Annotated in this window: 24 protein-coding genes and 1 tRNA gene; 8 read left to right on the top strand and 17 right to left on the bottom strand. The window is 60.8% G+C overall.

Features of this window, described 5'->3' with window-relative positions:
• Positions 1-105 precede the first annotated feature (105 nt).
• From ACVWZP_RS27090 to ACVWZP_RS27060, 7 genes are all read left to right on the top strand, one after another.
• Positions 106-1,614 carry a sigma-54-dependent transcriptional regulator gene (locus ACVWZP_RS27090; RefSeq protein ID WP_017847144.1) on the top strand — a complete coding sequence of 503 codons (1,509 nt, stop codon included), beginning with the start codon at positions 106-108 and terminating at the stop codon, positions 1,612-1,614.
• Between the two features lie 413 nt (positions 1,615-2,027).
• Complete coding sequence (gene gcvH / locus ACVWZP_RS27085) at positions 2,028-2,411, top strand: glycine cleavage system protein GcvH (RefSeq protein ID WP_046382263.1); 384 nt, start codon at positions 2,028-2,030, stop codon at positions 2,409-2,411.
• Positions 2,412-2,421: 10 nt separating this feature from the next.
• A complete protein-coding gene (gene gcvP, locus ACVWZP_RS27080) occupies positions 2,422-5,262 on the top strand; it encodes an aminomethyl-transferring glycine dehydrogenase (RefSeq protein ID WP_169883607.1) in 2,841 nt (946 codons plus the stop codon).
• A 165-nt stretch (positions 5,263-5,427) separates the two neighbouring features.
• Positions 5,428-6,804, top strand: a complete 1,377-nt coding sequence (locus ACVWZP_RS27075; RefSeq protein WP_017847141.1) for an L-serine ammonia-lyase — start codon at positions 5,428-5,430, stop codon at positions 6,802-6,804.
• A 39-nt stretch (positions 6,805-6,843) separates the two neighbouring features.
• Positions 6,844-7,968: a glycine cleavage system aminomethyltransferase GcvT gene (gene gcvT, locus ACVWZP_RS27070; RefSeq protein ID WP_046490083.1), complete on the top strand. Its 1,125-nt coding sequence runs from the start codon at positions 6,844-6,846 to the stop codon at positions 7,966-7,968.
• 389 nt (positions 7,969-8,357) lie between these two features.
• Positions 8,358-8,573, top strand: a complete 216-nt coding sequence (locus ACVWZP_RS27065; RefSeq protein WP_017847139.1) for a cold-shock protein — start codon at positions 8,358-8,360, stop codon at positions 8,571-8,573.
• A gap of 105 nt (positions 8,574-8,678) precedes the next feature.
• A complete protein-coding gene (locus ACVWZP_RS27060; RefSeq protein ID WP_017847138.1) occupies positions 8,679-9,167 on the top strand; it encodes an RDD family protein in 489 nt (162 codons plus the stop codon).
• 125 nt (positions 9,168-9,292) lie between these two features.
• Here the strand turns inward: ACVWZP_RS27060 and nadA are convergent, their stop codons facing one another.
• Both nadA and ACVWZP_RS27050 read right to left on the bottom strand, forming a co-directional pair.
• A complete protein-coding gene (nadA, locus tag ACVWZP_RS27055) occupies positions 9,293-10,351 on the bottom strand; it encodes a quinolinate synthase NadA (protein ID WP_017847137.1) in 1,059 nt (352 codons plus the stop codon).
• Between the two features lie 232 nt (positions 10,352-10,583).
• Entirely contained in the window at positions 10,584-11,366 is a 783-nt protein-coding gene (locus ACVWZP_RS27050; protein ID WP_457370406.1) for a hypothetical protein, read from the bottom strand.
• A gap of 487 nt (positions 11,367-11,853) precedes the next feature.
• Here ACVWZP_RS27050 and ACVWZP_RS27045 point away from each other — a divergent pair, with 487 nt between their 5' ends.
• Positions 11,854-13,854, top strand: a complete 2,001-nt coding sequence (locus ACVWZP_RS27045) for a hybrid sensor histidine kinase/response regulator (RefSeq protein ID WP_256351010.1) — start codon at positions 11,854-11,856, stop codon at positions 13,852-13,854.
• 161 nt (positions 13,855-14,015) lie between these two features.
• Here ACVWZP_RS27045 and ACVWZP_RS27040 read toward each other — a convergent pair.
• The 15 genes from ACVWZP_RS27040 to aspS form a co-directional block, all read right to left on the bottom strand.
• A tRNA-Lys gene (locus ACVWZP_RS27040) sits at positions 14,016-14,091 on the bottom strand.
• A 63-nt stretch (positions 14,092-14,154) separates the two neighbouring features.
• Positions 14,155-14,829 carry a 7-cyano-7-deazaguanine synthase QueC gene (gene queC, locus ACVWZP_RS27035; RefSeq protein ID WP_162231531.1) on the bottom strand — a complete coding sequence of 225 codons (675 nt, stop codon included), beginning with the start codon at positions 14,827-14,829 and terminating at the stop codon, positions 14,155-14,157.
• A gap of 16 nt (positions 14,830-14,845) precedes the next feature.
• Entirely contained in the window at positions 14,846-15,493 is a 648-nt protein-coding gene (gene queE / locus ACVWZP_RS27030; RefSeq protein ID WP_017847133.1) for a 7-carboxy-7-deazaguanine synthase QueE, read from the bottom strand.
• A gap of 164 nt (positions 15,494-15,657) precedes the next feature.
• A complete protein-coding gene (ybgF, locus tag ACVWZP_RS27025; RefSeq protein WP_046382258.1) occupies positions 15,658-16,488 on the bottom strand; it encodes a tol-pal system protein YbgF in 831 nt (276 codons plus the stop codon).
• A 6-nt stretch (positions 16,489-16,494) separates the two neighbouring features.
• Positions 16,495-16,995, bottom strand: coding sequence for a peptidoglycan-associated lipoprotein Pal (pal, locus tag ACVWZP_RS27020; RefSeq protein ID WP_003209827.1), 501 nt, complete (start codon positions 16,993-16,995; stop codon positions 16,495-16,497).
• A 52-nt stretch (positions 16,996-17,047) separates the two neighbouring features.
• Positions 17,048-18,328: a Tol-Pal system beta propeller repeat protein TolB gene (gene tolB / locus ACVWZP_RS27015; protein ID WP_046382256.1), complete on the bottom strand. Its 1,281-nt coding sequence runs from the start codon at positions 18,326-18,328 to the stop codon at positions 17,048-17,050.
• Positions 18,329-18,345: 17 nt separating this feature from the next.
• Positions 18,346-19,419, bottom strand: a complete 1,074-nt coding sequence (tolA, locus tag ACVWZP_RS27010) for a cell envelope integrity protein TolA (protein WP_017847130.1) — start codon at positions 19,417-19,419, stop codon at positions 18,346-18,348.
• Positions 19,419-19,871 carry a protein TolR gene (gene tolR, locus ACVWZP_RS27005; protein ID WP_160384999.1) on the bottom strand — a complete coding sequence of 151 codons (453 nt, stop codon included), beginning with the start codon at positions 19,869-19,871 and terminating at the stop codon, positions 19,419-19,421. The genes tolA and tolR overlap by 1 nt, the downstream gene beginning before the upstream one ends.
• A gap of 23 nt (positions 19,872-19,894) precedes the next feature.
• Positions 19,895-20,590, bottom strand: coding sequence for a protein TolQ (gene tolQ, locus ACVWZP_RS27000; RefSeq protein ID WP_017847129.1), 696 nt, complete (start codon positions 20,588-20,590; stop codon positions 19,895-19,897).
• A gap of 1 nt (position 20,591) precedes the next feature.
• The gene (ybgC, locus tag ACVWZP_RS26995) at positions 20,592-21,047 is read right to left on the bottom strand and encodes a tol-pal system-associated acyl-CoA thioesterase (RefSeq protein WP_046382255.1); all 456 of its coding nucleotides are present in this window, start codon (positions 21,045-21,047) and stop codon (positions 20,592-20,594) included.
• Positions 21,048-21,186: 139 nt separating this feature from the next.
• Positions 21,187-22,245: a Holliday junction branch migration DNA helicase RuvB gene (ruvB, locus tag ACVWZP_RS26990; RefSeq protein WP_017847127.1), complete on the bottom strand. Its 1,059-nt coding sequence runs from the start codon at positions 22,243-22,245 to the stop codon at positions 21,187-21,189.
• Positions 22,246-22,857 (bottom strand): Holliday junction branch migration protein RuvA, encoded by a 612-nt coding sequence (gene ruvA / locus ACVWZP_RS26985; RefSeq protein WP_017847126.1) that lies wholly within the window; start codon positions 22,855-22,857, stop codon positions 22,246-22,248.
• Positions 22,858-22,925: 68 nt separating this feature from the next.
• Positions 22,926-23,450, bottom strand: coding sequence for a crossover junction endodeoxyribonuclease RuvC (gene ruvC, locus ACVWZP_RS26980; protein ID WP_017847125.1), 525 nt, complete (start codon positions 23,448-23,450; stop codon positions 22,926-22,928).
• A gap of 157 nt (positions 23,451-23,607) precedes the next feature.
• Positions 23,608-24,354 carry a YebC/PmpR family DNA-binding transcriptional regulator gene (locus tag ACVWZP_RS26975; protein ID WP_017847124.1) on the bottom strand — a complete coding sequence of 249 codons (747 nt, stop codon included), beginning with the start codon at positions 24,352-24,354 and terminating at the stop codon, positions 23,608-23,610.
• Positions 24,355-24,489: 135 nt separating this feature from the next.
• Positions 24,490-26,265 carry an aspartate--tRNA ligase gene (aspS, locus tag ACVWZP_RS26970; RefSeq protein ID WP_079444591.1) on the bottom strand — a complete coding sequence of 592 codons (1,776 nt, stop codon included), beginning with the start codon at positions 26,263-26,265 and terminating at the stop codon, positions 24,490-24,492.
• Positions 26,266-26,307: the final 42 nt, after the last annotated feature.

The following is a 26,307-nucleotide window of genomic DNA, read 5'->3' as shown; positions in this document are numbered from 1 at the left end:
GGGAGGGGCAAGTCGAATCGTCGCACCGCCCCTCCCCCATTTTTGATCTCCCCCCCTGTCTGGCATACTTGCCGCCTCTCGCTCCCCAGAATTGTCAGCCGCCCCATGCGTATCCACGTCAGCTTCATCGACCGCGTCGGCATTACCCAGGAAGTCCTGGCCTTGCTCGGTGGGCGCAATCTCAACCTGGACGCGGTCGAGATGGTGCCGCCCAACGTCTACATCGACGCGCCGACCCTGAGCGCCGAAGTCCTCGAAGAGCTGCGGGACGCGCTGTTCAGCGTCAACGGCGTGCAGGCAGTGACCGTGGTGGACATCCTCCCCGGCCAACGCCGCCACCTGCAACTCGACGCCCTGCTGGCGGCCATGACCGACCCGGTGCTCGCCCTGGACAGCGCGGGCAAGATCCTGCTGGCCAACCCGGCGTTGATTGCCTTGTACGGTCGCGAACCGGCCGGCGAAAGCATCAGCGAACTGTTCAACGATCCGGCCTTGCTCGACACCTTGCTGGAGCAAGGCTTTCGCTTGCCTCTGCGCGAGATCAGCGTCAACGGCCAGACCCTGCTGCTGGAGGCGACGCCGATCACCGATGCCGGTGCCCTGCTCAGCCTCTACCAGCCCAACCGCATCGGCGAACAATTGTCGGCGCTGCACCACGACCATGCCGAAGGTTTCGATGCGCTGCTCGGCGAGTCGCCGGCGATCCGCACCCTCAAGGCGCGCGCGCAGCGTGTCGCGGTACTCGATGCGCCGCTGTTGATCCAGGGCGAGACCGGCACCGGCAAAGAGCTGGTGGCGCGGGCCTGCCACGCCATCAGCGCACGCTGCAGTGCGCCGTTCCTGGCGCTGAACTGCGCGGCGCTGCCGGAAAACCTCGCCGAAAGCGAACTGTTCGGCTACGCCCCCGGCGCCTTTACCGGGGCCCAGCGCGGCGGTAAGCCGGGGCTGATGGAACTGGCCAACCAGGGCACGGTGTTCCTCGATGAGATCGGCGAAATGTCGCCGTACCTGCAGGCCAAGCTGCTGCGCTTTCTCAACGACGGCAGCTTTCGCCGGGTAGGCGGCGACCGCGAAGTGAAGGTGAACGTGCGTATCCTCAGCGCCACCCACCGCGACCTGGAGAAGATGGTCGCCGAGGGCACCTTTCGCGAAGACCTGTTCTACCGCCTCAACGTCCTCAATGTCGAAGTGCCGCCCCTGCGCGAGCGCGGCCAGGACATCCTGCTGCTGGCGCGCTACTTCATGCAGCAAGCCTGCGCGCAGATCCAGCGCCCGGTCTGCCGCCTGGCCCCCGGCACTTACCCGGCCTTGCTCGGCAACCGCTGGCCGGGCAACGTGCGGCAGTTGCAGAACGTGATCTTCCGCGCCGCCGCCATCTGCGAAAGCAGCCTGGTGGACATCGGCGACCTGGACATCGCCGGCACCTCGGTCGCACGTCAGAGCGACAGCGAAATCACCAGCCTGGAACAGGCCGTGGAAGACTTCGAACGCAGCCTGCTGGAGAAGCTCTACGCCAGCTACCCCTCGACCCGCCAGTTGGCAAGCCGCCTGCAAACCTCCCACACCGCTATCGCCCATCGCCTGCGCAAATACGGCATCCCCAACAAACCCTGAGCAGCGCGCTGTCCACTGTAGGAGCGAGCTTGCTCGCGAAAAACCCGAGCGCACCGCGTTCATCCAGGCTTCCCGCATCATCGTTGACGATCTTCGCGAGCAAGCTCGCGCCTACAGGGCTCGCATTCCAAATTGGGTCTGAGAACGACATCAACTGTACTGAAAGCGCTACAGCGTAACGATATCGCTACAACCCTGCTTTTTGCGCGCCATGCAAGGCTTTGATCCACATAGGCTTTTTTTCCAGCGCCGAACTGTAGCGAAATCGCTACAACCTCAGCCGGCAATGCATTCGTCATTTTTATCAAGTCATTGATTTATAAACACTTAATGACATTGGCCGCGATATTGCTAAGCAACTCCCCATTATTCCAATCCCGTCCACCAGACGAATCTGGCCCCGAGGAGTTTCCATGAGCGAGTTGCGTTTCACTGAAGATCACGAATGGCTGCGCGCCGAAGCTGACGGCAGCGTCACCGTGGGTATCACCGCATTCGCGCAAAATGCGCTGGGTGATGTGGTTTTCGTGCAACTGCCGGAGTTGCAGGCTTACGAAAAAGGCGCCGAGGCGTCCACCGTCGAGTCAGTCAAAGCCGCCAGCGGCGTGTACATGCCCCTGGACGGTGAAGTGCTCGAAGTGAACGCCGAGCTGGAGGGCCGCCCGGAACTGGTCAACGAAGACCCGATGGGCGAAGGCTGGTTCTTCCGCTTTAAACCCGCCGATGCCAACGCAGTGACTACGCTGTTGGATCAGGATGCGTATGACCGCCTGATCAAAGCCAACGCCGAAGCCTGAGGAGCGCGCCATGACGATCAACTTGAGCACCGCCAACGAATTCATCGCCCGCCACATCGGCCCGCGCCAGGAAGATGAGCAGCAGATGCTCGCCAGCCTGGGCTTCGACTCCCTGGAAGCCCTGAGCGCCAGTGTGATCCCGGAAAGCATCAAGGGCACCAGCGTGCTCGGCCTGGAAGATGGCTTGAGCGAAGCCGAGGCCCTGGCCAGGATCAAAGCCATCGCCAGCCAGAACCAACTGTTCAAGACCTACATCGGCCAGGGCTACTACAACTGCCACACGCCGTCGCCGATCCTGCGCAACCTCCTCGAAAACCCGGCCTGGTACACCGCCTACACCCCGTACCAACCGGAAATTTCCCAGGGCCGCCTGGAAGCGCTGCTGAATTTCCAGACCCTGATCAGCGACCTCACCGGCCTGCCGATCGCCAACGCTTCGCTGCTCGACGAAGCCACCGCCGCCGCCGAAGCCATGACCTTCTGCAAGCGCCTGAGCAAGAACAAGGCCAGTAATGCCTTCTTCGCCTCGATCCACAGCCACCCGCAGACCCTCGACGTGCTGCGCACCCGTGCCGAGCCGCTGGGCATCGACGTGGTGGTGGGCGATGAACGCGAACTGAGCGATGTCAGCCCGTTCTTCGGTGCCCTGCTGCAATACCCGGCCAGCAACGGCGACGTGTTCGACTATCGCGAGCTGACCGAACGCTTCCACGCCGCCAACGCCCTGGTGGCCGTGGCCGCCGACCTGCTGGCCCTGACCGTGCTGACCCCGCCGGGTGAGTTCGGCGCCGACGTGGCCATCGGCAGCGCGCAACGCTTCGGCGTCCCGCTGGGCTTCGGCGGCCCGCACGCGGCGTACTTCTCCACCAGGGATGCGTTCAAGCGCGACATGCCGGGCCGCCTGGTCGGTGTTTCGGTCGACCGCTTCGGCAAGCCGGCCTTGCGCCTGGCCATGCAGACCCGCGAGCAACATATCCGCCGCGAGAAAGCCACCAGCAACATCTGCACCGCCCAGGTCCTGCTCGCCAACATCGCCAGCATGTACGCCGTGTACCACGGCCCCAAAGGCCTGACCCAGATCGCCCAGCGCATTCACCAGTTGACCGCGATCCTGGCCAACGGCCTGCGCGCCCTGGGCCTGAAAGTCGAACAAGAACACTTCTTCGACACGCTGACCCTCAACACCGGCGCCCGCACCGCCGCCCTGCACGACCAGGCCCGCGCCCAGCGCATCAACCTGCGTGTTGTCGACGCCGAACGTCTGGGCCTGTCGGTCGACGAAACCACCACCCAGGCCGATATCGAAACCTTGTGGGCACTGTTTGCCGACGGTAAAGCCCTGCCGGACTTCGCCGCCAAGGTCGAAGGCAGCCTGCCGGCCGCGCTGCTGCGTCAGTCGCCGATCCTGACCCACCCGGTGTTCAACCGTTATCACTCGGAAACCGAGCTGATGCGCTACCTGCGCAAGCTGGCCGACAAGGACCTGGCGCTGGACCGCACCATGATCCCGCTGGGCTCCTGCACCATGAAGCTCAACGCCGCCAGCGAAATGATCCCGGTGACCTGGGCCGAATTCGGTGCCCTGCACCCGTTCGCCCCGGCCGAACAAAGCGCCGGCTACCTGCAATTGACCTCCGACCTGGAAGCCATGCTCTGCGCGGCCACCGGCTACGACGCCATCTCGCTGCAACCGAACGCCGGTTCCCAGGGCGAATACGCGGGCCTGTTGGCGATTCGCGCCTATCACCAGAGCCGTGGCGATCAGCACCGCGACATCTGCCTGATCCCGTCGTCGGCCCACGGCACCAACCCGGCCACCGCCCACATGGCCGGCATGCGCGTGGTGGTGACCGCTTGCGACGCGCGCGGCAACGTCGACATCGAAGACCTGCGCGCCAAAGCCATCGAGCACCGCGACCACCTCGCCGCGCTGATGATCACCTACCCGTCGACCCACGGCGTGTTCGAAGAAGGTATCCGCGAGATCTGCGGGATCATTCACGACAACGGCGGCCAGGTGTACATCGACGGCGCCAACATGAACGCCATGGTCGGCCTGTGCGCGCCGGGCAAGTTCGGCGGCGACGTCTCGCACCTGAACCTGCACAAGACCTTCTGCATCCCCCACGGCGGCGGCGGCCCGGGCGTTGGCCCGATCGGCGTCAAATCCCACCTGGCCCCATTCCTGCCCGGCCACGCGGCCATGGCACGCAAGGAAGGCGCGGTGTGCGCGGCGCCGTTCGGCAGCGCGAGCATCCTGCCGATCACCTGGATGTACATCAGCATGATGGGCGGCGCGGGCCTCAAGCGCGCTTCGCAGCTGGCGATCCTGAACGCCAACTACATTTCCCGTCGCCTGGAAGAGCACTACCCAGTGCTCTACACCGGCAGCAACGGCCTGGTGGCGCATGAATGCATCCTGGATTTGCGCCCGTTGAAAGACAGCAGCGGCATCAGCGTGGATGACGTGGCCAAGCGCCTGATCGACTTCGGCTTCCACGCACCGACCATGTCGTTCCCGGTGGCCGGCACCTTGATGATCGAGCCGACCGAAAGCGAATCCAGGGAAGAACTGGACCGCTTCTGCGACGCGATGATCGCCATCCGCGAAGAAATCCGCGCGGTGGAAAACGGCACCTTGGACAAGGACGACAACCCGCTGAAAAACGCCCCGCACACCGCGGCGGAACTGGTGGGCGAATGGAGCCACCCTTACAGCCGTGAACAAGCGGTGTACCCGCTGGCGTCGTTGATCGACGGCAAGTACTGGCCGCCGGTCGGCCGGGTCGACAACGTGTTCGGCGATCGCAACCTCGTGTGCGCCTGCCCTTCGATCGAGAGCTACGCATAACCTGGTCAAGAATGTGGGAGGGGGCTTGCTCCCGATGGCAGAGTGTCAGTTGATAGATCTGGTGACTGACACCCCCTCATCGGGGGCAAGTCGAATCGTCGCACCGCCCCTCCCACACTTGACCGCGTATGACCTCAAGAATAATAAGAACCTGGAGAACAACTCATGTCGTTAAGCGTGTTCGACCTGTTCAAGATTGGCATCGGCCCCTCCAGCTCCCACACCGTCGGCCCGATGCGCGCCGCCGCTCGCTTTGTCGAGGGCTTGCGCCGTGACGACCTGCTGAGCGCCACCACCTGTGTCAAGGTGGAACTCTACGGCTCACTCGGCGCCACCGGCAAAGGCCACGGCAGCGACAAGGCCGTGTTGCTCGGCCTGGAAGGCGAACACCCGGACACCGTGAACACAGAAACCGTCGCCACGCGCCTGGCACAGATGCGCAGCGCCGGCCGTTTGAACCTGCTCGGCGAACACAGCATTGTGTTCAACGAGAAAGAACACCTGGCGATGATTCGCAAACCCCTCGCCTATCACCCCAACGGCATGATCTTCCGTGCCTTCGACGCCGCCGGCATCCAGATCCGCAGCCGCGAGTACTACTCGGTGGGCGGTGGCTTTGTGGTAGATGAAGACGCTGCCGGCGCCGACCGGATCGTCGAAGACGCCACGCCGCTGACCTTCCCGTTCAAGAGCGCCAAGGACTTGCTCGGTCATTGCGCCACCTACGGGCTGTCCATCAGCCAGGTGATGCTGACCAATGAAAGTGCCTGGCGCCCCGAAGCCGAAACCCGCAACGGCCTGCTGAAGATCTGGCAGGTGATGCAGGACTGTGTGGACGCTGGCTGTCGCAATGAAGGGATCTTGCCGGGAGGCTTGAAGGTCAAGCGTCGTGCCGCCGCCCTGCATCGCCAGCTGTGCAAGAACCCGGAGTCGGCCCTGCGCGACCCGTTGTCGGTACTCGATTGGGTCAACCTGTACGCGCTGGCGGTCAACGAAGAAAACGCCAACGGCGGGCGCGTGGTCACCGCGCCTACCAACGGTGCGGCCGGGATTGTGCCGGCGGTGCTGCATTACTACATGCGCTTTATCCCCGGCGCGAGTGAAGACGGCGTAGTGCGCTTTCTGCTCACCGCCGCCGCGATCGGAATTCTGTACAAGGAAAACGCGTCGATCTCTGGTGCCGAGGTTGGCTGCCAGGGTGAAGTCGGCGTGGCCTGCTCGATGGCCGCCGGTGCGCTGTGCGAAGTGTTGGGCGGCAGCGTGTCCCAGGTCGAAAACGCCGCCGAGATCGGCATGGAACACAACCTCGGCCTGACGTGCGACCCGATCGGCGGCCTGGTGCAAGTGCCCTGCATCGAGCGCAATGCCATGGGCTCGGTCAAAGCCATCAACGCAGTGCGTATGGCCTTGCGCGGCGATGGGCAGCATTTTGTGTCCCTCGACAAGGTCATCCGCACCATGCGCCAGACCGGCGCCGACATGAAAAGCAAATACAAGGAAACCGCCCGTGGCGGTTTGGCGGTCAACATTATCGAGTGCTGACGCTTAGAAGCGCGTCCGCACGTTTTTCAGGAGCTGAATATGTCCACCGAAACCCTGTTGAAAACCCCGTTGCACGCGCTGCACATCGAACTCGGCGCGCGCATGGTGCCCTTCGCCGGCTACGACATGCCGGTGCAATACCCATTGGGCGTGATGAAAGAACACCTGCACACCCGTGATCAGGCCGGGCTGTTCGACGTGTCTCACATGGGCCAGATCCGCCTGACCGGCGCCAATGCCGCCAAGGCCCTGGAAACCCTGGTGCCGGTGGATATCATCGACCTGCCCGTAGGCATGCAGCGCTATGCCATGTTCACCAACGAGCAGGGCGGTATTCTCGACGACCTGATGGTGGCCAACCTGGGGAACGACGAGCTGTTCCTGGTGGTCAACGCGGCCTGCAAGGACCAGGACCTGGCGCACCTGCGTGCCAGGATTGGCGACCAGTGCAGCATCGAGCCGCTGTTCGAAGAACGCGCCCTGCTCGCCCTGCAAGGCCCGGCAGCGGTAAAAGTGCTGGCACGCCTGGCCCCTGAAGTGACCAAGATGACCTTCATGCAATTCACGTCCCTGCGCCTGCTGGGCGTGGACTGCTACGTCAGCCGCTCCGGCTACACCGGTGAAGACGGCTTCGAGATCTCGGTGCCCGCCGCCCACGCCGAAAGCCTGGCCCGCAGCCTGCTGGCCGAGACCGAAGTCCAGGCCATCGGCCTGGGCGCCCGCGACTCGCTGCGCCTGGAAGCCGGCCTGTGCCTGTATGGCCACGACATGAACACCGACACCACCCCGATCGAAGCCAGCCTGCTCTGGGCGATCTCCAAGGCCCGTCGCGCCGACGGCGCTCGTGCCGGTGGCTTTCCCGGCGCCGACCGGATCTTTACCCAGCAGCAAGCCGGTGTGAGCCGCAAACGTGTCGGCCTGCTGCCTCAGGAGCGCACACCCGTGCGTGAAGGTGCGGAAATCGTCGACGAACACGGCACCGTGGTCGGCAGCGTCTGCAGCGGCGGCTTTGGCCCGAGCCTCGGTGGCCCGTTGGCGATGGCCTACCTGGACAGCGCGTTCACTGCGTTGGATACCGAAGTTTCTGCACTGGTGCGTGGGAAAAAGGTGCCACTTCGTGTAAGTAAAATGCCATTTGTGCCGCAACGGTACTACCGCGGCTGATTGATTGTTTCTATAAGTAACGCGGTTGCGTTAACGCGCACTAATCTGTAACGCAACCGCCATAAAACAGTGCATTGACGATAGTCATTGTTATAGGGGTCAACCTATAACAAGTGACCATTTCTATCGAATAAGTCGTCCGCCCATTGTTCCCCCAAGTGCCACAAAGCCGAGCAAAAGCTGGGCTTTGCGCAGGGCTTGTTTTTTCTCCATTAGTTGACGTAGAGTTTGCTCACTGTGTTTGCATGGGTCGCTTGGAACCTGGACCTGGGCAGTAGCCAAAGTTTGCTACAACCCGTTCGACGTCTCTTACTTTCCTGCAACCCAGCCCAGTACTCTTTCATGCGAAAGGGGCTGTCATTCATTTTTAGCGTCAAGGAAATAAGAAAATGTCGGATAAACGTCAGAGCGGTACCGTCAAGTGGTTTAACGACGAGAAAGGGTTTGGTTTTATCACTCCAGAAAGCGGTCCGGATCTGTTCGTGCATTTCCGCGCTATTCAGGGCAACGGCTTCAAGAGCCTGAAAGAAGGCCAGAAAGTGTCTTTCGTCGCCGTGCAAGGCCAGAAAGGCATGCAGGCTGACGAAGTGATCGCCGAAGGCTGATCCCTCCTGCGACAAAAAGCCCCTGATGGTGACATCAGGGGCTTTTTTATGGGCGCGGTAAGGGCATTGCGCCGTAAAATGCTTTTTTTCTTCAGAGAGCCGGCCATGTCCAAACCCCTGCTGAGCCCCCAAGGCGACTTCCCCGCCGTTGGCCTGGGCCGTCGTCTGGCAGCGATGTTCTATGACTTCCTCCTCTGCACGGCGCTACTGATTGTCACGGCCTTTCTCTACAAGCTGGTGTGGATCGCGTTCGTGGGCGAAGCCAAAATGCGTACCCTCACCGAATCCGGCGCGCTGGACGGCGACCCGCTGCTGTCGACGATTCTGTTCTTCGTGCTGTTTGGCTTCTTCGCCAAGTTCTGGACCCATTCCGGGCAGACCCTGGGCATGCAGGTGTGGGGCGTGCGCGTACAGAACGCCGACGGCTCGCGGATCAGCCTGTGGCAGGCGCTGTTGCGCTTTGTGGTGTCGATTGCATCGTGGTTGTGCGTGGGGCTGGGGTTTATCTGGTCACTGTTCGACAAGCAGAAACGCAGTTGGCACGACATCTACTCCGACACGCAGTTGGTGCAGGTTCCGAAGCGGAAAAAATAACGCCCTGCTGGTGCGGATCAAAATGTGGGAGGGGGCTTGCTCCCGATAGCGTAGTGTCAGTCTCCAGATACATCGACTGATTTACCGCTATCGGGGGCAAGCCCCCTCCCACATGTTCGACCGGGTCAGGCGTTGCCGGCCAGCTTCAGGCGCGCAGCCTGGGTGAAGTCCAACATGCGCTTGAGCGGGCGCACCGCCTGCGGGATCACCGAAGGCTCGACGAAGATCTCGTTGCTGCCCTCACGCAGGCACTGCAGCGTGCGCTCCAGCGTATTCATCGCCATCCACGGGCAGTGCGCGCAACTGCGGCACGCCGCGCCGTTGCCGGCGGTAGGCGCTTCGACGAAGACCTTGTCCGGGCACAACTGCTGCATCTTGTAGAAAATGCCGCGGTCGGTGGCGACAATGAACGTTTTGTTCGGTAAACGCTGAGCGGCGGCAATCAGTTGGCTGGTGGAACCCACTGCATCCGCCAGTTCGATCACCGAGGTCGGGGATTCCGGGTGGACCAGGATCGCCGCGTCCGGGTACAGCGCCTTCATGTCTTCCAGCTGCTTGGACTTGAACTCTTCGTGGACGATGCACGCACCGTCCCACAGCAGCATGTCGGCACCGGTCTGGCGCTGAATGTAAGTACCCAGGTGCTTGTCCGGCCCCCAGATAATGGTCTCGCCGTTGTCCATCAGGCTTTCGACGATTTCCAGCGCGCAACTGGAAGTCACCACCCAGTCCGCCCGCGCCTTGACCGCCGCCGAGGTGTTGGCATACACCACCACCGTGCGTTCGGGGTGTTGATCGCAGAACGCGGAAAACTCCTCCACCGGACAGCCCAGGTCGAGGGAGCACGTGGCTTCCAGGGTCGGCATCAGGATGCGTTTTTCGGGGGTGAGGATTTTGGCCGTCTCGCCCATGAAACGCACACCGGCGACCAGTACGGTCTTGGCCGGGTGAGCAGCGCCGAAGCGTGCCATTTCAAGGGAGTCGGAGACACAGCCCCCGGTTTCTTCGGCCAGGGCCTGAATCACCGGGTCGCAATAGAAGTGGGCGACCAGCACCGCGTCCTGAGCTTTGAGCTCGGCGGCGATGGCGGTACGCAGGCTAGCCTCTTCCTCGGCACTGAGGGCCTTGGGCTGCTTGGCGTCGAGGTGGGCTTGAACCAGAAGGCGTTCGGAAATTTGCGTCATGTTCGCAAGACCTGCAGGCGCCGTTGCGCGAAAGTCGAGTGTACCACCGGCTCTGGAGCCCTTCAGGCGCCGCCGGACGAAGTGATGATGTCATCAAGCACGGGTTAAGGTGAAGCTGCGCAAGGCTACAGAATATCGAATGGATTCAAAAGCCTAATCTGGCATGGCGCGACGCATCTGTCGGGCAAAAAAAAACGCGAAGGCGCATCACTGGGGCTTCGCGCGTTGACCCTCAGCGCATCAGCACATCCGGATCATCCTGCAACAGGACTGAGTCATGCATCTTCGCCAATGCATCCTTCAACGTCGACTGCTCCAGCGCATCCTTGGATTTTTTGCTTTCCCTGCCCGCGTGTTCGAGCAGCGCCAGGTAGTCACGCTTGGATGAGCCTTCCTTCGGCACAACGGTGTCTTCTACCAGGTTGGCCATCACATACTTCTGCGTGTGGGTATTCTGGGAAGCCGACTGTGTGAGGGAAGCATGGGTCAATTGGCTGTCTTTATAGGCAAAGCTCGCGGTGCTGCTGGCCCTGTCCTGTACTTGCACATACAGGTAATTCTGCGATTCGCGACGGCCATCAAACACCGGCGGTTTCCCACCATCAAGGCCTTTGTGGAAGCTCGCCGAAAGCACCGATTGCTGGTTCTGGGTGACGCTGCGATCCGCGCTGCTGCGACCATTAACCTGGGTTTTTTGCGACACATTGTAAGAAAAGCTGTCGACCTCTGAAGGGCGCATCGGGTTGGAGCTGTCTACGGCCTGCTTGATGGAAGCCTTGAAGTCCGCCAGACCGGTCAGCAAGCCTTTATCGCTCCCGGCCCGGTCGGCCGTGGTGTTGAGCACCGACTGTGAAATGTCCGCGCCGCCGCCTTTGGCGAACTGCGCCACCAATGCTGCCCCCAAGCCGCTGTAGCGACTGGCCGTGGAGGTCGAGTTAAAGCGGGTGTTGATGATCTTGCTGACTGCGTCCTGGCTGCTATTTTCCCAGGCCCGCACACTTTCCCGACCCGGCATTTGCCCGTCTCGGGAGTAGATATCAACGACATCGGCAGCCGGATTACCGAGGCTGACCACCGACGCTGGTCGCACCGGCAAGACATCGACAGTGTTCGCCGAAATGGCGAGCGGTGTGGCTACAGCGCGAACAATGAGGGGATTGCTAGCGATGATCGGAGTTAGCGTAGTCATGACAGTCCATGTCTTGAAAGCTTAGCCTCCAATCTAGCCAAGATACGCCGCGTATTGACAGCATTAAAGCCGAAATAAGTGGCAAAGAGCCACATCAAAAAAACCGCCTCTTTACCGCATCACGCAGACTCAGGAGCTGTAAGTCAACGCCACACATACCGCGCGATCGCTCGTAGGAATATGTACAGAACGTGCCGGCATTATCCAATGCCTTCCCACAGCAAAAGCAGTGCAGTGCGTAAGGAAGTCGCTGGTGGGGGGAGGTATCTTAATGACATGATGAAGGCCATTTAACCCGCTCGGCCAAACTCAAATGAATAGCACCGTCGGGATGGGCTCTGAGGTCAGCGAACTGGCCACCTCCGGCCTGAGCCAAAACGAAGCGTTCACCGAGCGCGTACTGGCCAGCATCAACGATTGCATCCAAGTACTCGATCTCGATGCCCGCCTCACGTTCATGAGCGAAGGCGGCCAAAACATCATGGAGGTCAGTGACTTCAACACCATCCGTGGCTGCTCCTGGCCCGATTTCTGGCAGGATCAAGGCAACCTAGACGCCAAGGCCGCCGTACAGGCCGCCAGAAACGGCGAAAGCGCCAGCTTTATCGGCCCGGCCCAGACCCTGGCCGGTAACCTGAAGTGGTGGCATGTACAGGTGAGCCCGATCCTGGGCAGTAACGGCCGGCCGGAACAGATCCTCTGCGTATCCCGCGACATCACGGCCCTGCGTGAAGCCGAAGAAGCACTGCGCAAGCTCAACGAGTCCCTGGAACAACGGGTGGTGGAACGCACCCGCGACCGCGACCGCATCTGGCGCCTGTCCCCGGACCTGATGCTGGTGGCCCAACTCGACGGCGTGATCTCCGCCGTCAACCCAGCCTGGACTCGCATGCTCGGCCACGCCGAACACGACTTGGTGGGCAGCCAGTTGCTGGCCCTGGTTCACCCGGACGACTTGGCCGACTCCGCATCGGCAGTCAGCCGCCTGGGAGACGGCAAGAACTTCCCCAACTTCAAGAACCGTTACCGCCACCAGGATGGCAGCTATCGCATGATCGCCTGGACCGCCGTACCCGACAGCGATTACATCCATGCGGTGGGCCGGGATATCCAGGCCGAAGAAGAAGCCAAGGACGCCCTGCGCCTGTCGGAAGATGCCTTGCGCCAATCCCAGAAACTGGAAACCATTGGCCAACTCACCGGCGGCGTCGCACACGACTTCAATAACCTGCTGACGGTAATCAAATCCTGCGCCGACCTGCTCAAGACCCCATCCCTGAGTGAAGTGCGGCGCATCAAATACATCGATGCCATCGCCAGCACCGTCGACCGCGCCGCCCGCCTGACCGCGCAACTGCTGACCTTCGCCCGCCGCCAGGCCCTGCGCCCGGAAGTATTCAATGTCGGCGACAGCGTGTTGCGGGTGGGCGAGATGATGGACAGCCTGACTGGCTCGCGGATCAAGGTCACCATCGAAGTGCCGGATGAGCCCTGCTTTATAAACGCCGATGAAAGCCAGTTCGATACCGCACTGGTGAACATGGTGGTCAATGCGCGGGATGCCATGGCCGGCAATGGCCACTTGACCATCCAGGTCGCGACAGCCGCCTGGCTGCCGTCGGTGCGCGCCCACCCGGGGCGGGTCGCCGACTACGTGACCATCGCATTGAGCGACACCGGATCAGGCATTGCGCCGGAAAAACTCGACGCCATCTTCGAACCCTTCTACACCACCAAAGGCATCGGCCAAGGCACCGGGCTGGGCTTGTCGCAAGTGTTCGGCTTTGCCAAACAGTCGGGCGGGGAGATTCTGGTGCAGAGCGAACGCGGCAAAGGCAGCCAGTTTACGTTGTACCTGCCCAAGGTCGAGGCCAGCACGATCCCGACCGCCCAGGACAACCATCGCGTACCGATCGTCTCGAACTTGTGCGTGCTGATGGTCGAGGACAATGCTGACGTTGGCCTCTACACCTCGCAGACCCTGGAACAGATGGGCTTTCACGTGTTGTGGGTGCCGGACGCCAAGAGCGCACTGGAAGCCCTGGCCCCCAACCCGGAAAGTTTCCAGGTGGTGTTCTCCGACATCTCCATGCCCGGCATGAGCGGCCTGGAACTGCTCGACGCGATCGAGGCGCTCTATCCATGGCTGCCGGTGGTGCTCACCACCGGCTACAACGACGAATACGCGCGCATTGCCCAAGAAGAAGCCAAGCGTTTTGTACTGCTGCAGAAACCCTATGCCACCGAGACGCTGGCCTTGCTCCTGCAAAAGGTCGTCAAGGGCCGTCTGGGCGGCTTGATGGGGGTGGAGTAGGTCGAAGCGACTTTAGGATCAGCACGCTGTCGCCTTTCAGCATCGGAAGGCGGGTTGCATGTGGTGGGACTTGGCAGCTTGCACGGGCTTTTCACAAGGCAAAAAAAAACCCGGAAATCCTCACTTGCGTGGGCCTTCCGGATTTTCTAAACCGCCAAAAATGGTGGGTCGTGTGGGATTCGAACCTACGACCAATTGGTTAAAAGCCAACTGCTCTACCAACTGAGCTAACGACCCGCTGTGTTGTGGCGCGTATAATACTGATTTCTAAGGATTATTCAACACCTTATTTTAAATAAATCAAAAATAACGCGTTGGGTCCGTAATTCCGGCCATTTTGAAGCCTTCTGCACGCAGTCGGCAGCTGTCGCATTTCCCACAAGCACGGCCGTCATCGTCTGCCTGATAGCAGGAAACAGTCAGCGAATAATCGACGCCAAGCCCTACGCCAGCCTTCACGATATCGGCCTTGCTGAGGTTTTGCAGCGGCGCCAGGATACGGAAGCCCTGCCCCTCTACCCCGGCCTTGGTCGCCAGGTTGGCCATGCGTTCGAACGACTCGATGAACTCTGGGCGGCAATCCGGGTAGCCGGAATAATCCACTGCGTTGACGCCGATAAAGATATCGCGGGCATTCAGCACTTCCGCCCAGCCAAGGGCCAGGGACAGGAACACGGTGTTGCGCGCCGGGACGTAGGTGATCGGGATGCCTTCGCTGGGGGCTTCCGGCACGTCGATGCTGCTGTCGGTGAGCGCCGAGCCGCCGATGCCGTTGAGATTCAGGCCAATGACCTTGTGCTCGGCCACACCCATGTCGCGGGCGACGCGGGCAGCGGCGTTCAGCTCGGCGCGATGGCGCTGGCCGTAGTCGAAGCTCATGGTGTAGCAGGTGTAGCCTTCAGCCTGCGCCATGGCCACCACCGTGGCGGAGTCGAGGCCGCCGGACAGCAGGATTACCGCACGTTTTTGATCAATCGGTTGTTCAGTCATTTCAGCGTCCTGGCTCGTCGTTCCAAAGGTATTTATGCAGTTGCAGTTGCAGACGGACCGGTAGGTTATCAGCCACCACCCAGTCGGCCAGGTCGCGTGCGTTCAGGTCGTGATGGCTTGGAGAGAACAGCACCTCGCCCGCGCGGCGGTCCAGGCCGTACTGGATCAGCTTGGAGCTCGCCCAGTCGTAATCGTCGCGGGAACAGATCACGAACTTGACCTGGTCGTTGGCCGTCAGCAGGTCCAGGTTCTCGTAGAGGTTGCGATGCGCCTCTTTGGAGCCTGGGGTCTTGAGATCGACCACTCGGCTTACACGCGGGTCCACCGCGGAAATATCCAGGGCGCCGCTGGTTTCCAGGGACACCTCGTAACCGGCGTCACACAGCTGCTTGAGCAAAGGGATGGCGTTGGGTTGCGCCAGCGGCTCACCGCCGGTCACGCAGACGTAGCGCGGCCGGTAACCGGCAACCTGTTCAAGGATGTCTTCAAGGGTTCGCACGGTGCCGCCACTGAAGGCGTAGGCGCTGTCACAGTACTGGCAACGCAGGGGGCAACCGGTCAGGCGCACAAATACTGTGGGCAGGCCGGCCGTTCGCGTTTCACCCTGTAACGAGTAAAAAACTTCGGTGATGCGTAATGTGTCTTGCATAGTCGCCACGGGCGTAACAGCTAAACAGGCTGTCCGCCTCCGTCAGGCACTTCAAGGAATTCCGCCAACGCGTAAACCCCAGGAAGCGTGTTTCATAAAAGGGCGTGGATTCTAACGAAAAAACCCGCGCCAGGCGCGGGTTTCTTCTAAACGGACAGCATCGCTTACAAGCGCTGCAGGTCGCGTTGAGCCAACTGGGCAGCGGAAGTCCCCGGATACTGGGCAACGACCTGCTGCAGAATGCCTTTGACCTTGTCGGTGTGACCCAGGCGGCGTTCTACGTCAGCGAGTTTGTACAGCGAATCCGGCACCTTGGCGTGCTTGGGGTACAGCTGGCTGACCTTGGCAAATGCCTGGCCCGCCCCCTGCAGATCACCCTTTGCCAGGTTTACCTCACCCAGCCAGTACTGGGCGTTGCCCGCGTACTGACTGTTTGGGTAACGACCGAGGAATGCGGTGAAGGCCTTGCTGGCCTTGTCGAAATCCTTGGCCTTGATCAGGTCGAAGGCTGCATCGTAATACAGTTTTTCCTTCGCCGGATCACCCGGTTCGCTGCTGGCGGCAGGGGCTGCGGCGGCGGCCCCTGCTGCTGCACCACCGGCGGCGGCACTTGGCGCGCCACCGGCAGAAGAATTATCAGGAGTAGCGGCAGGTGTAACGCCGGCTCCTATGCGTCGATCAAGATCCTGGTATCGCTCCAGGCCTTCTTGCTTCAGCTGGTTCACTTGATTCTGCAGAACTTCAATGGCGCCTTGCTGCTGCGACAATTGATCCTGCATGCGTTGCAACTGGTTGAACAGTTCGCCCTGTGCCGAGGGAGCGGACGTAGCCGCCCCCCCAGCATAGGCGCCGTTCGTGCCATAACCTGCTGGCGGATAACTGCTCCCGCTATTGTTATAGCCTGAGTTGCTATCTTCCACAGGAACCGCAGCCCACACCGCAAGCGGCGCGAGGCTGAGAGCCAATACAGTTAGAGCACGACGGCACGTTCGCATGACGAATTACTTACGCAGTTCGACGCGACGGTTTTGAGCCCAGGACTGCTCGTCGTGGCCAGTAGCAACTGGACGCTCTTTACCGTAGGAAACCAGTTCCAGTTGGCCTGGAGCAACACCTTGCAGTACCAGATAGCGCTGAACGGCTTTCGCACGACGCTCGCCCAGTGCCATGTTGTACTCGCGAGTACCACGTTCGTCGGTGTTACCTTCCAGAACAACGCGAGCGCCGTTAGCTTTCAGGTCCTTCGCGTGAACGTCCAGAGCGCGCATGGCTTCTGGTTTCAGGTCCGAACTGTCGTATTCGAAGTAGAAAGTGGTGATTGCGCGCAGAGCAGCTTCTTCGCTCAGGGAGCCGTCAACTGCACCAGTGTTGGCGCCATAACCAGCGTTTGGATCAACAGCTGCGCCTTCACCGGCATTGTCGCCGCCTTTAGACGAGCAACCAACGGCTACGGACAGAGCCAGAGCCAGAGCAGCAAACTTACCAAACTTCAGCATTTCCATCGTGAAACTCCTAATGAACCCCAGTGTGTTAAGCAAATCATGTAGCGCCGCGTCAGTTCAGGTAAGGGGACCAGGATGGTTCTCTGACTTCGCCTTGTGCGGTAGGAAGCGGGAGCCTTACGCGTCCATTAATGGACACGAGCATCAAGACTCCCCGGCCCTGCTGGCGGGTGGCGTAGATTACCATGGTGCCGTTGGGCGCAACAGTGGCTGACTCATCTAGGTTGGTATCTGTAAGGATTTTTACGGTTCCGCGCTGCAAATCCTGGGCCGCAACCCGGAAATTAGTGAAACCATCCTGACGGTGAATCATCACCAACGTCTTTTCATCAGCCGAAAGCTTAGGGTTGGCGTTGTAGTTACCAATAAAGGTCACGCGTTCCGCGCCACCGCCACCCACGCTCGTTTTATAAATTTGAGGCTTGCCGCCACGGTCGGAGGTGAAATAGATGGTCGAACCATCTTTACCCCAGAACGGTTCGGTGTTGATACCAGGACCGCTGGTCACGCGGCTGATCTGGCGCGAAGCCATGTTCATCACGTAGATATCCGGGTTGCCGTCCTTGGACAGCACGAAAGCAAGGCGCGAACCATCCGGCGACCAGGCTGGCGCACCGTTGAGGCCTTCGAAATTGGTGATCTGCTCACGACGGCCAGTGTCGATGTGCTGGACGAAGATGCGCGGACGCTTCTGCTCGAAGGACACGTAGGCAATGCGCTTGCCGTCCGGCGCGAAGCGCGGCGACAGGATTGGTTCACGCGATTGCAGCAAGGTCACAGCGCGCGCGCCGTCATAGTCGGAACGCTGCAGCGTGTAGCGCGTGTTGTCTACGGAGAAACGCTCGGCCGTTACATACAGCAGACGTGTCGAGAAAGCCCCCTTGATACCGGTAAGCTTTTCAAACGACTGGTCCGAGATGTAGTGGGCCATGTCGCGCAGTTGTTCGGCGGTGCCCGATACGCTGCCGGTCAAGACCTGCTGCTCGGTCGCCACGTTGAACAAGGCGTACTGGATCTGCAGGCGACCGCCGGCCGGCACGATGCTGCCGACCATCAGGTACTGGGCACCCACGGCTTTCCAGTCGCGGAAGATGACTTCGCTGGCCTGGGTCGGCTGGCTGATCATGTTGCCTTTGGGAATCGGCGCGTAGTAACCGGAGTTGCGCAGGTCGTCGCTGACGATCTGAGCCATGTCGTCCGGCAACACGCTGCCGCCCTGCCAGCCGAACGGTACAACGGCGATCGGGGTGGCCCGATCGCTACCGCTGGTGACCAGGATGTTCTTTTCATCCGCCGCCGCTATCCCTGCCATACAGCAAATAACGACAAGCATTCCTCGAAGAAGGTTTCTCACAAGGCTAAATCCTCAGGTGTGAATGTCATCTTGAATGAACGATAGGGAGCGAAGTCGCTTGGTTTCATTCCCTGCATCTCGGTCAACCGGCCAATATTCTTGACCGCCGCGACCGCCGAACTGTCGAACGAACCGTCACCACTGGACTTGGCCACGCTGACCGAAGTCACCGTACCGTCCGGCAACATGCCGATCTGCAGCACTACTGTCATGCCTTTGCGTGCCGAAGGCGGACGTGTCCAGCCTTCTGCTGCCCGCGCCCGAATCAGGTCGTCGAAACTGCCCGCGACTTCATCGCCACGTTCATCGGCCAAGGCTTGCTGACGCTGCGGCGTGTCGGAGAGCAAATCTGCCAAGGCCTGGGCCTTTTTCTCTTCGGCGGATTTACGCGCTGCTTCCTGGGCCTTTTTCTTGGTGGCATCGGCGGCAGCTTTCTTCTTCGCGTCGTCGGCGATTTTCTTCTTCGCCTCGTCTGCTTCAGCTTTTTTCTTGGCGTCTTCGGCGGCTTTCTTCTTCGCGTCTTCGACTATCTTTTTCTTGGCGTCTTCAGCGGCCTTTTTCTTGGCCTCTTCTTCGGCAGCTTTTTTGGCTTCTTCTTCAGATTTCTTCTTGGCTATATCAGCCAATTGTTTCTCTTCGGCTTTTTTAGCTTCGGCAGCTTTCTCGGCTTTCTTGGCTTCATCAGCCTTTTTCGCCTCGTCAGCCTTCTTCGCTTCGTCAGCCTTTTTCGATTCCTCGGCCTTTTGAGCCGCCTCTTCTTTCTTTTGTTCCGCAGCAGCCTTCACTGCTTCCTGCTCGACCTTCTTCTGTTCCATCTGCTCGACTTCAGTCTGGCGCGCAGCCGACTTCTGGGCCTCACCCGCAATCTTCTGATTGGTCTGGGTAGTGGCCTGACTTTTCGATTTCAGCTGATACAGGGTCGCCTGCACGATCGGCTTGGCTGGCGGCAGGTCCGGGGTCATGGCAAAGCTGACGAACAGCATGCCAAACACCAGGACGTGCAGGGCAATTGCCCAGACGCTAGGCCAGAAGTAGCTTTCCGAGGCGGACGGCTCTCGCTGTTGGTGCATCAGGGCGCCTCGGTAATCAAGCCAACGTTACCGACGCCGGCCTTCTGCAGCCCGCCCATGGCGCCCATGACGGAACCGTAGTCGACCGACTTGTCGCCGCGGATGAACACCTGGGTGTGCTTGCCGCCTTCGTTGCCGGAGCGAATGATCTTGGTCACCGCATCGGTCATCGCCGGCAAGGTCAGGGCCTTGTCCTGTTGTTTCTGCGTATCGACTTCGCTGCCAAGGTTCCAGTAGTAGGTCTTGTCAGCCTTGATCGAAATCGTCAGCACCTGGGTGTTGTTGTCCTGGGGCAAGGCTTCGCTGGAAACCTTGGGCAGATCAACCTTCACACCCTGGTTGAGCATCGGCGCGGTCACCATGAAGATCACCAGCAGCACCAGCATCACGTCGATGTAAGGCACTACGTTCATCTCGGCGACCGGCTTGCGCTTGGTTCGTGCTCGAGTGATTAAAGCCATCGGGGAGTACCTGCTTATTCTTCGCTGGTGTGCACTTTACGGTGCAGGATCGCCTGGAATTCGTCGGCGAAGGTGTAGTAACGGCTGATCAGGGTCTCACCGCGCGCGGCGAAGCGGTTGTAGGCGATAACCGCCGGGATCGCAGCGAACAGGCCGATCGCGGTGGCGACCAGGGCTTCGGCGATACCCGGGGCCACGGTGGCCAGGGTCGCTTGCTGGGCCTGGGCCAGGCCGCGGAAGGAGTTCATGATCCCCCACACGGTACCGAACAGACCGATGTACGGGCTGACGGAACCCACGGTGGCGAGGAACGGCAGGCTCTGCTCCAGCTTCTCTTCTTCGCGGGAGATGGCCACGCGCATGGCACGGGCCACGCCTTCCATGACCGCTTCCGGATCGACGCCCGGCTGCTGGCGCAGGCGCGAGAACTCCTTGAAGCCGGCACGGAAGATCTGCTCGACGCCCGAATCCGGGTCAGGGTTGCTACCGGCCTGGCGATACAGTTTGGACAGGTCGATACCCGACCAGAAGCGCTCTTCGAAGCTCTCCAGGGCACGTCGACCGGCACGCAGCAGGTTGCTGCGCTGAAAAATCATGACCCAGGATGTAACCGATGCGGCTAACAGGATCAGCATCACCAGTTGAACCACAACACTGGCATTACTGACCAGGCTCCACATGGAGGAATGGTCGACGACGGTAGGTTCCACGCTAAATCTCCTGCTTTGATTGTTTACCCGCGCCGCTCACGGCGGCAAAGGCCGCACGTAGAGTTTCGGGAATGGCCCGAGGTTTCAAACTATTGGGGCGCACACACGCCACCAGGAACTGCCCCTCACAGAGCAGCGTTGCATCCGCAGCCCGCCTGACCTGCTGTTTAAAGCGCAGGCTGACACGGTTCAATTCGATTACTTCAGCGCTGACCAGCAGCTCATCGTCCAATCGCGCCGGCGCGTAATAACGCGCCTCGCTGGAATGCACGACAAACAACAGGTCCTCCCCTGCCAGCTGGGATTGGGCAAAGCCCAGCTCCCGTAGCCGCTCGGTTCGAGCCCGCTCCATGAACTTGAGGTAATTGACGTAATACACGATGCCGCCAGCATCGGTGTCCTCGTAATAAACGCGACAGCGATGTGCGAACGACTGATCCCCGTTTTGCGCGCGCATACTCTAGTGCTTACTCCTCAGGTTGCCAATCCGGCTGGGCAACTGTTTTTTCATTCTATGAAACATTTCTAACGACTGAATGACGACGCCAGCCACTAGGACAGCACAAACCTTGAATAAATCGACCCGAGTGACCTTTTTAATCGTCCACTGCATCGAGGAATTCGTCTAGCACGGGCATCTCGCCCAATCGTGACGGAATGTTTAGCCCAAAGTGCAAATAGGCATGGCGGGTAACCACCCGGCCCCTTGGTGTACGCATGATGTAGCCCTGCTGGATCAGGTACGGCTCCAGCACGTCCTCAATGGTATGGCGCTCTTCACTGATGGCCGCTGCCAGGCTGTCCACGCCCACTGGGCCGCCGTCGAATTTCTCGATCATGGTCAACAGTAGCCGTCGATCCTGGTGATCGAAGCCGTGTTCATCCACGTCCAGCAGGTTCAACGCCAGGTCGGCCACGGCCTTGGTGATATGGCCCTTGGCCCGCACTTCGGCAAAATCGCGCACGCGTCGCAGCAAGCGGTTGGCGATCCGAGGCGTGCCCCGCGCCCGCCGGGCGATTTCAAACGCGCCTTCGGGGTCCAGGGGCAAGCCGAGAATGCCGGCCGAACGGCTGACGATGGTCGCCAGGTCTGCGGTGCTATAGAACTCTAGACGTTGGACGATGCCGAAACGGTCTCGCAACGGGTTGGTCAGCATGCCCGCGCGCGTGGTCGCGCCCACCAGGGTGAACGGCGGCAGGTCGAGCTTGATCGAGCGGGCTGCGGGGCCTTCACCGATCATGATGTCGAGCTGGAAGTCTTCCATCGCCGGGTACAGCACTTCCTCGACGATGGGCGACAGCCGGTGGATTTCGTCGATGAACAGCACGTCGTGCGGTTCGAGGTTGGTCAGCAGCGCCGCCAGGTCGCCCGGACGCTCCAGCACCGGGCCGGAGGTGGACTTGATCGACACCCCCATTTCCTGGGCGATGATGTTGGCCAGGGTGGTTTTACCCAACCCCGGCGGGCCGAAGATCAAGGTGTGGTCCAGGGATTCACTGCGCCCACGCGCAGCCTGGATGAACAACTCCATCTGCTCGCGCACGGTGGGCTGGCCGATGTAGTCGGCCAGGCTCAGGGGGCGGATGGCGCGGTCCTGGACTTCTTCACGGTCACGGGGGCCGGTGGCCGCGATCAGACGATCAGCTTCAATCACTTAAATCATTCCCTTCAGGGCTCGGCGGATCATGTCTTCGCTGCTCAGGTTCTTGTCCTTGATGGCCGACACTGCTTTGCTGGCTTCCTGCGGCTTGTAGCCCAGGGAAATCAGCGCGCTGACCGCATCGCTTTCGGCACTGGCCACCTGGGCCGCCGGCTGGTTCGGCTGGTTCGGCACCAGGGCGAACATGCTCGGCACGACTTCCCAGGCTTTGAAACGGTCCTTGAGCTCCACCAGCAGGCGTTCGGCGGTTTTCTTGCCGACCCCCGGCACCTTGGTCAGCGCCGAGGTGTCCTGGGCCGACACCGCGCGTACCAGTTCATCCACTTCCAGGCTCGACATCAGCGCCAGGGCCAGTTTCGGCCCTACGCCATTGAGGCGAATCAATTCGCGGAAGAAGTCGCGGTCACGCTTGCCAATGAAGCCATAGAGCAGTTGCGCATCTTCGCGCACCACAAGGTGAGTATGCAGGGTCAATGGCTCGCCAACCGACGGAAGGCGATACAGGGTGGTCATGGGCACTTCCAGCTCATACCCCAGCCCGTTGACATCCAGAATCAGGTGCGGCGGCTGTTTCTCAGCCAGGGTGCCGCGCAAGCGTCCAATCACGGTTCAGATCCTTAAAGCTTGGGGGTCAGATCGAGGCCTGACCGCAAATAACGATTGCGCCGATGCTATCAGAGACGCAGCCGCCCGCCACGACTACGTGCCGCCCCCAGGCCGTGAGGCAGCAGGCTGGAACGGGTATGCGCGTGGCAAATGGCGATGGCCAGGGCGTCGGAGGCGTCGATCTGCGGCTTGGAGGTGAGTTTGAGCATGTGCATGACCATCATCTGCACCTGCTCTTTATTGGCCGCGCCGGTGCCGACCACGGCCTGCTTGACCTGGGTGGCGGTGTACTCGGCGATTTCCATGGCCTCCTCGGCACCGGCCACGATGGCGGCGCCACGGGCCTGGCCGAGCTTGAGAGCCGAGTCGGCGTTTTTGGCCATGAACACCTTTTCGATCCCCATGGTCACCGGCTTGTAGGTCTGGATCACTTCACGCACGCCGCGATAGACGATCTGCAGGCGCTCGGCCAACTCGCCCGCGCCGGTGCGGATGCAGCCCGAGGCGACATACACGCAGCCGCGCGGGGTGTGTTGCACCACACCAAAACCGGTGATGCGCGAACCGGGGTCGATACCTAGAATTAAAGTCATAACGCCTGCAGGTCGGGTAAACACAATTTTTGATACAGGTAAAATCCAATGTGGGAGGGGGCTTGCTCCCGATTACGGTGATTCAGTCTATTCATAAATGACTGACACACCGTAATCGGGAGCAAGCCCCCTCTCACATTTAGATCCACATCGCCCGTCAGCCTAGCTGCTCGGCGACCGACTCTGGAATATCAGCATTCGAGTAGACGTTCTGCACGTCATCCAGGTCCTCGAGCATATCCAGCATCTTCAGCACTTTCTGCGCGCCGTCCAGGTCCAGTTCGGCGCTGGTGGTCGGCAGCATCACGATTTCTGCGTCGGTGCCTTTGAAACCAGCGGTTTCCAGCGCGTTACGCACCGCATAGAACCCGGCGAACGAGGTGAACACATCGATCGAGCCGTCTTCATTGGTCACCACGTCGTCGGCATCCGCTTCCATCGCGGCTTCCATCAACGCGTCTTCATCCACGCCCGGCGCGAAGGAAATTTGGCCCTTGCGCTCGAACAGGTAGGCCACCGAGCCGTCCGTACCGAGGTTGCCACCGCACTTGCTGAACGCATGACGCACCGCCGCGGCGGTACGGTTGCGGTTATCGGTCATGCACTCGACCATCACCGCCACGCCGCCCGGGCCGTAGCCTTCGTAGGTCAGCTCGACCATGTCGTCGGTATCGGCCGCACCGGCGCCACGGGCCACGGCGCGGTCGATGATGTCGCGACTCATGTTGGCGCCGAGGGCCTTGTCCAGCGCCAGGCGCAGACGCGGGTTGGAGCCCGGGTCACCGCCGCCTTGGCGGGCGGCGACGGTCAGTTCGCGAATCCACTTGGTGAAGATCTTGCCTTTCTTGGCATCCTGACGCTCTTTGCGGTGCTTGATGTTCGCCCACTTGGAATGGCCAGCCATAACACAACTCCGAAATTCTCTAGAAACCTTATCAACCCCGCCCCAGGCGGGATACAACCCTTGTAACGCAAAGGCGCATCCGAAGATGCGCCTTTTTGACTGCGTAAAACCTTATCGCGCTTTCACGCAGCGGCCTTACTCAGCCTTTGGCGCCTCGCGCAGGCGGATATGCAGCTCGCGCAGTGCCTTGGCATCCACAACACCTGGCGCCTGGGTCATGACGTCCGCAGCGCTCTGGGTTTTCGGGAAGGCGATCACTTCACGGATCGACTGGGCGCCGGTCATCAGCATCACCAGACGGTCCAGGCCAAAGGCCAGGCCGCCGTGGGGCGGTGCGCCGTACTTCAGGGCGTCGAGCAGGAAGCCGAATTTCTCTTCCTGTTCGGCTTCGTTGATGCCCAGCAGACGGAATACCGCTTGCTGCATTTCCTTGCGGTGGATACGGATCGAACCGCCACCCAGCTCAGTGCCGTTCAAGACCATGTCGTAGGCCCGGGACAGAGCGCCCGCCGGGTTGGCTTCGAGCTCTTCCGGCGAGCACTTCGGCGCGGTGAACGGGTGGTGCAAGGCGCTGAAGCTGCCGTCGTCGTTCTCTTCGAACATCGGGAAGTCGACGACCCACATCGGTGCCCACTTGCAGGTCAGCAGGTTCAGGTCGTGGCCCAGCTTGATCCGCAGCGCGCCCAGGGCTTCGCTGACGATCTTGGCCTTGTCGGCGCCGAAGAACACGATGTCACCGTCGACTGCGCCCACGCGATCGAGGATCACATTGAGGTTGGTTTCCGGGATGTTTTTCACGATCGGCGACTGCAGGCCATCAACGCCCTTGGCACGCTCGTTGACTTTGATGTACGCCAGGCCCTTGGCACCGTAGATGCCGACGAACTTGGTGTAGTCGTCGATCTGCTTGCGCGGCATGCTCGCGCCGCCAGGCACGCGCAGGGCGGCGATGCGGCATTTCGGGTCGTTGGCCGGGCCGCTGAACACCTTGAAGTCGACGTCCTTGAGTTGGTCGGCCACGTCCACCAGTTCCAGCGGGATACGCAGGTCAGGCTTGTCGGAACCGTAGCGGCGCATGGCTTCTTCGAAGGTCATGTGCGGGAATTCGCCGAATTCCAGGTCCAGCACTTCCTTGAACAGGTTGCGGATCATTTGTTCGGTGATACCCATGATCTCTTTTTCATCGAGGAAGCTGGTCTCGATGTCGATCTGGGTGAATTCAGGCTGGCGATCGGCGCGCAGGTCTTCGTCACGGAAGCACTTGGCGATCTGGTAGTAACGGTCGAAGCCGGCCACCATCAGCAGTTGCTTGAACAACTGCGGCGATTGCGGCAGGGCGAAGAAACTGCCGGCGTGGGTACGGCTCGGCACCAGATAGTCACGCGCGCCTTCCGGGGTGGCACGGGTGAGGATCGGCGTTTCAACGTCGAGGAAGCCGTTTTCATCGAGGAAGCGACGGATGCTGGTGGTCATGCGCGAGCGCAGACGCAGCTTCTCGGCCATTTCCGGGCGACGCAGGTCCAGGAAGCGATAACGCAGGCGGGTTTCTTCGCCAACATCGGAATATTCGTTCAGTGGGAACGGCGGGGTTTCCGACTCGTTCAGCACTTCCAGCTCGTAGCCCAGCACTTCGATCGCGCCGGACGCCATGTTCGGGTTCACCGCACCGGCCGGACGCAGGCGCACCTTGCCGGTGATCTTCACTACGTATTCGCTGCGCACGCGGTCGGCGGCGGCGAAGCTCTCGGCGCGGTCCGGGTCGAACACCACCTGGGCCAGACCATCACGATCACGGATATCGAGGAAGATCACCCCGCCGTGGTCGCGGCGACGGTGAACCCATCCGCAAAGGGTGATTTCCTGACCTTCCAGGGTCTCGTTCAGTTGGCCGCAATAATGGCTGCGCATCATGGTAGTGGTTTCACTTCTCGTAATTCGAAATTCGGTGGCAGG

The organism is Pseudomonas sp. TE36184, from assembly GCF_054060055.1.
This window is presented reverse-complemented; position numbering and strand designations above follow the sequence as displayed.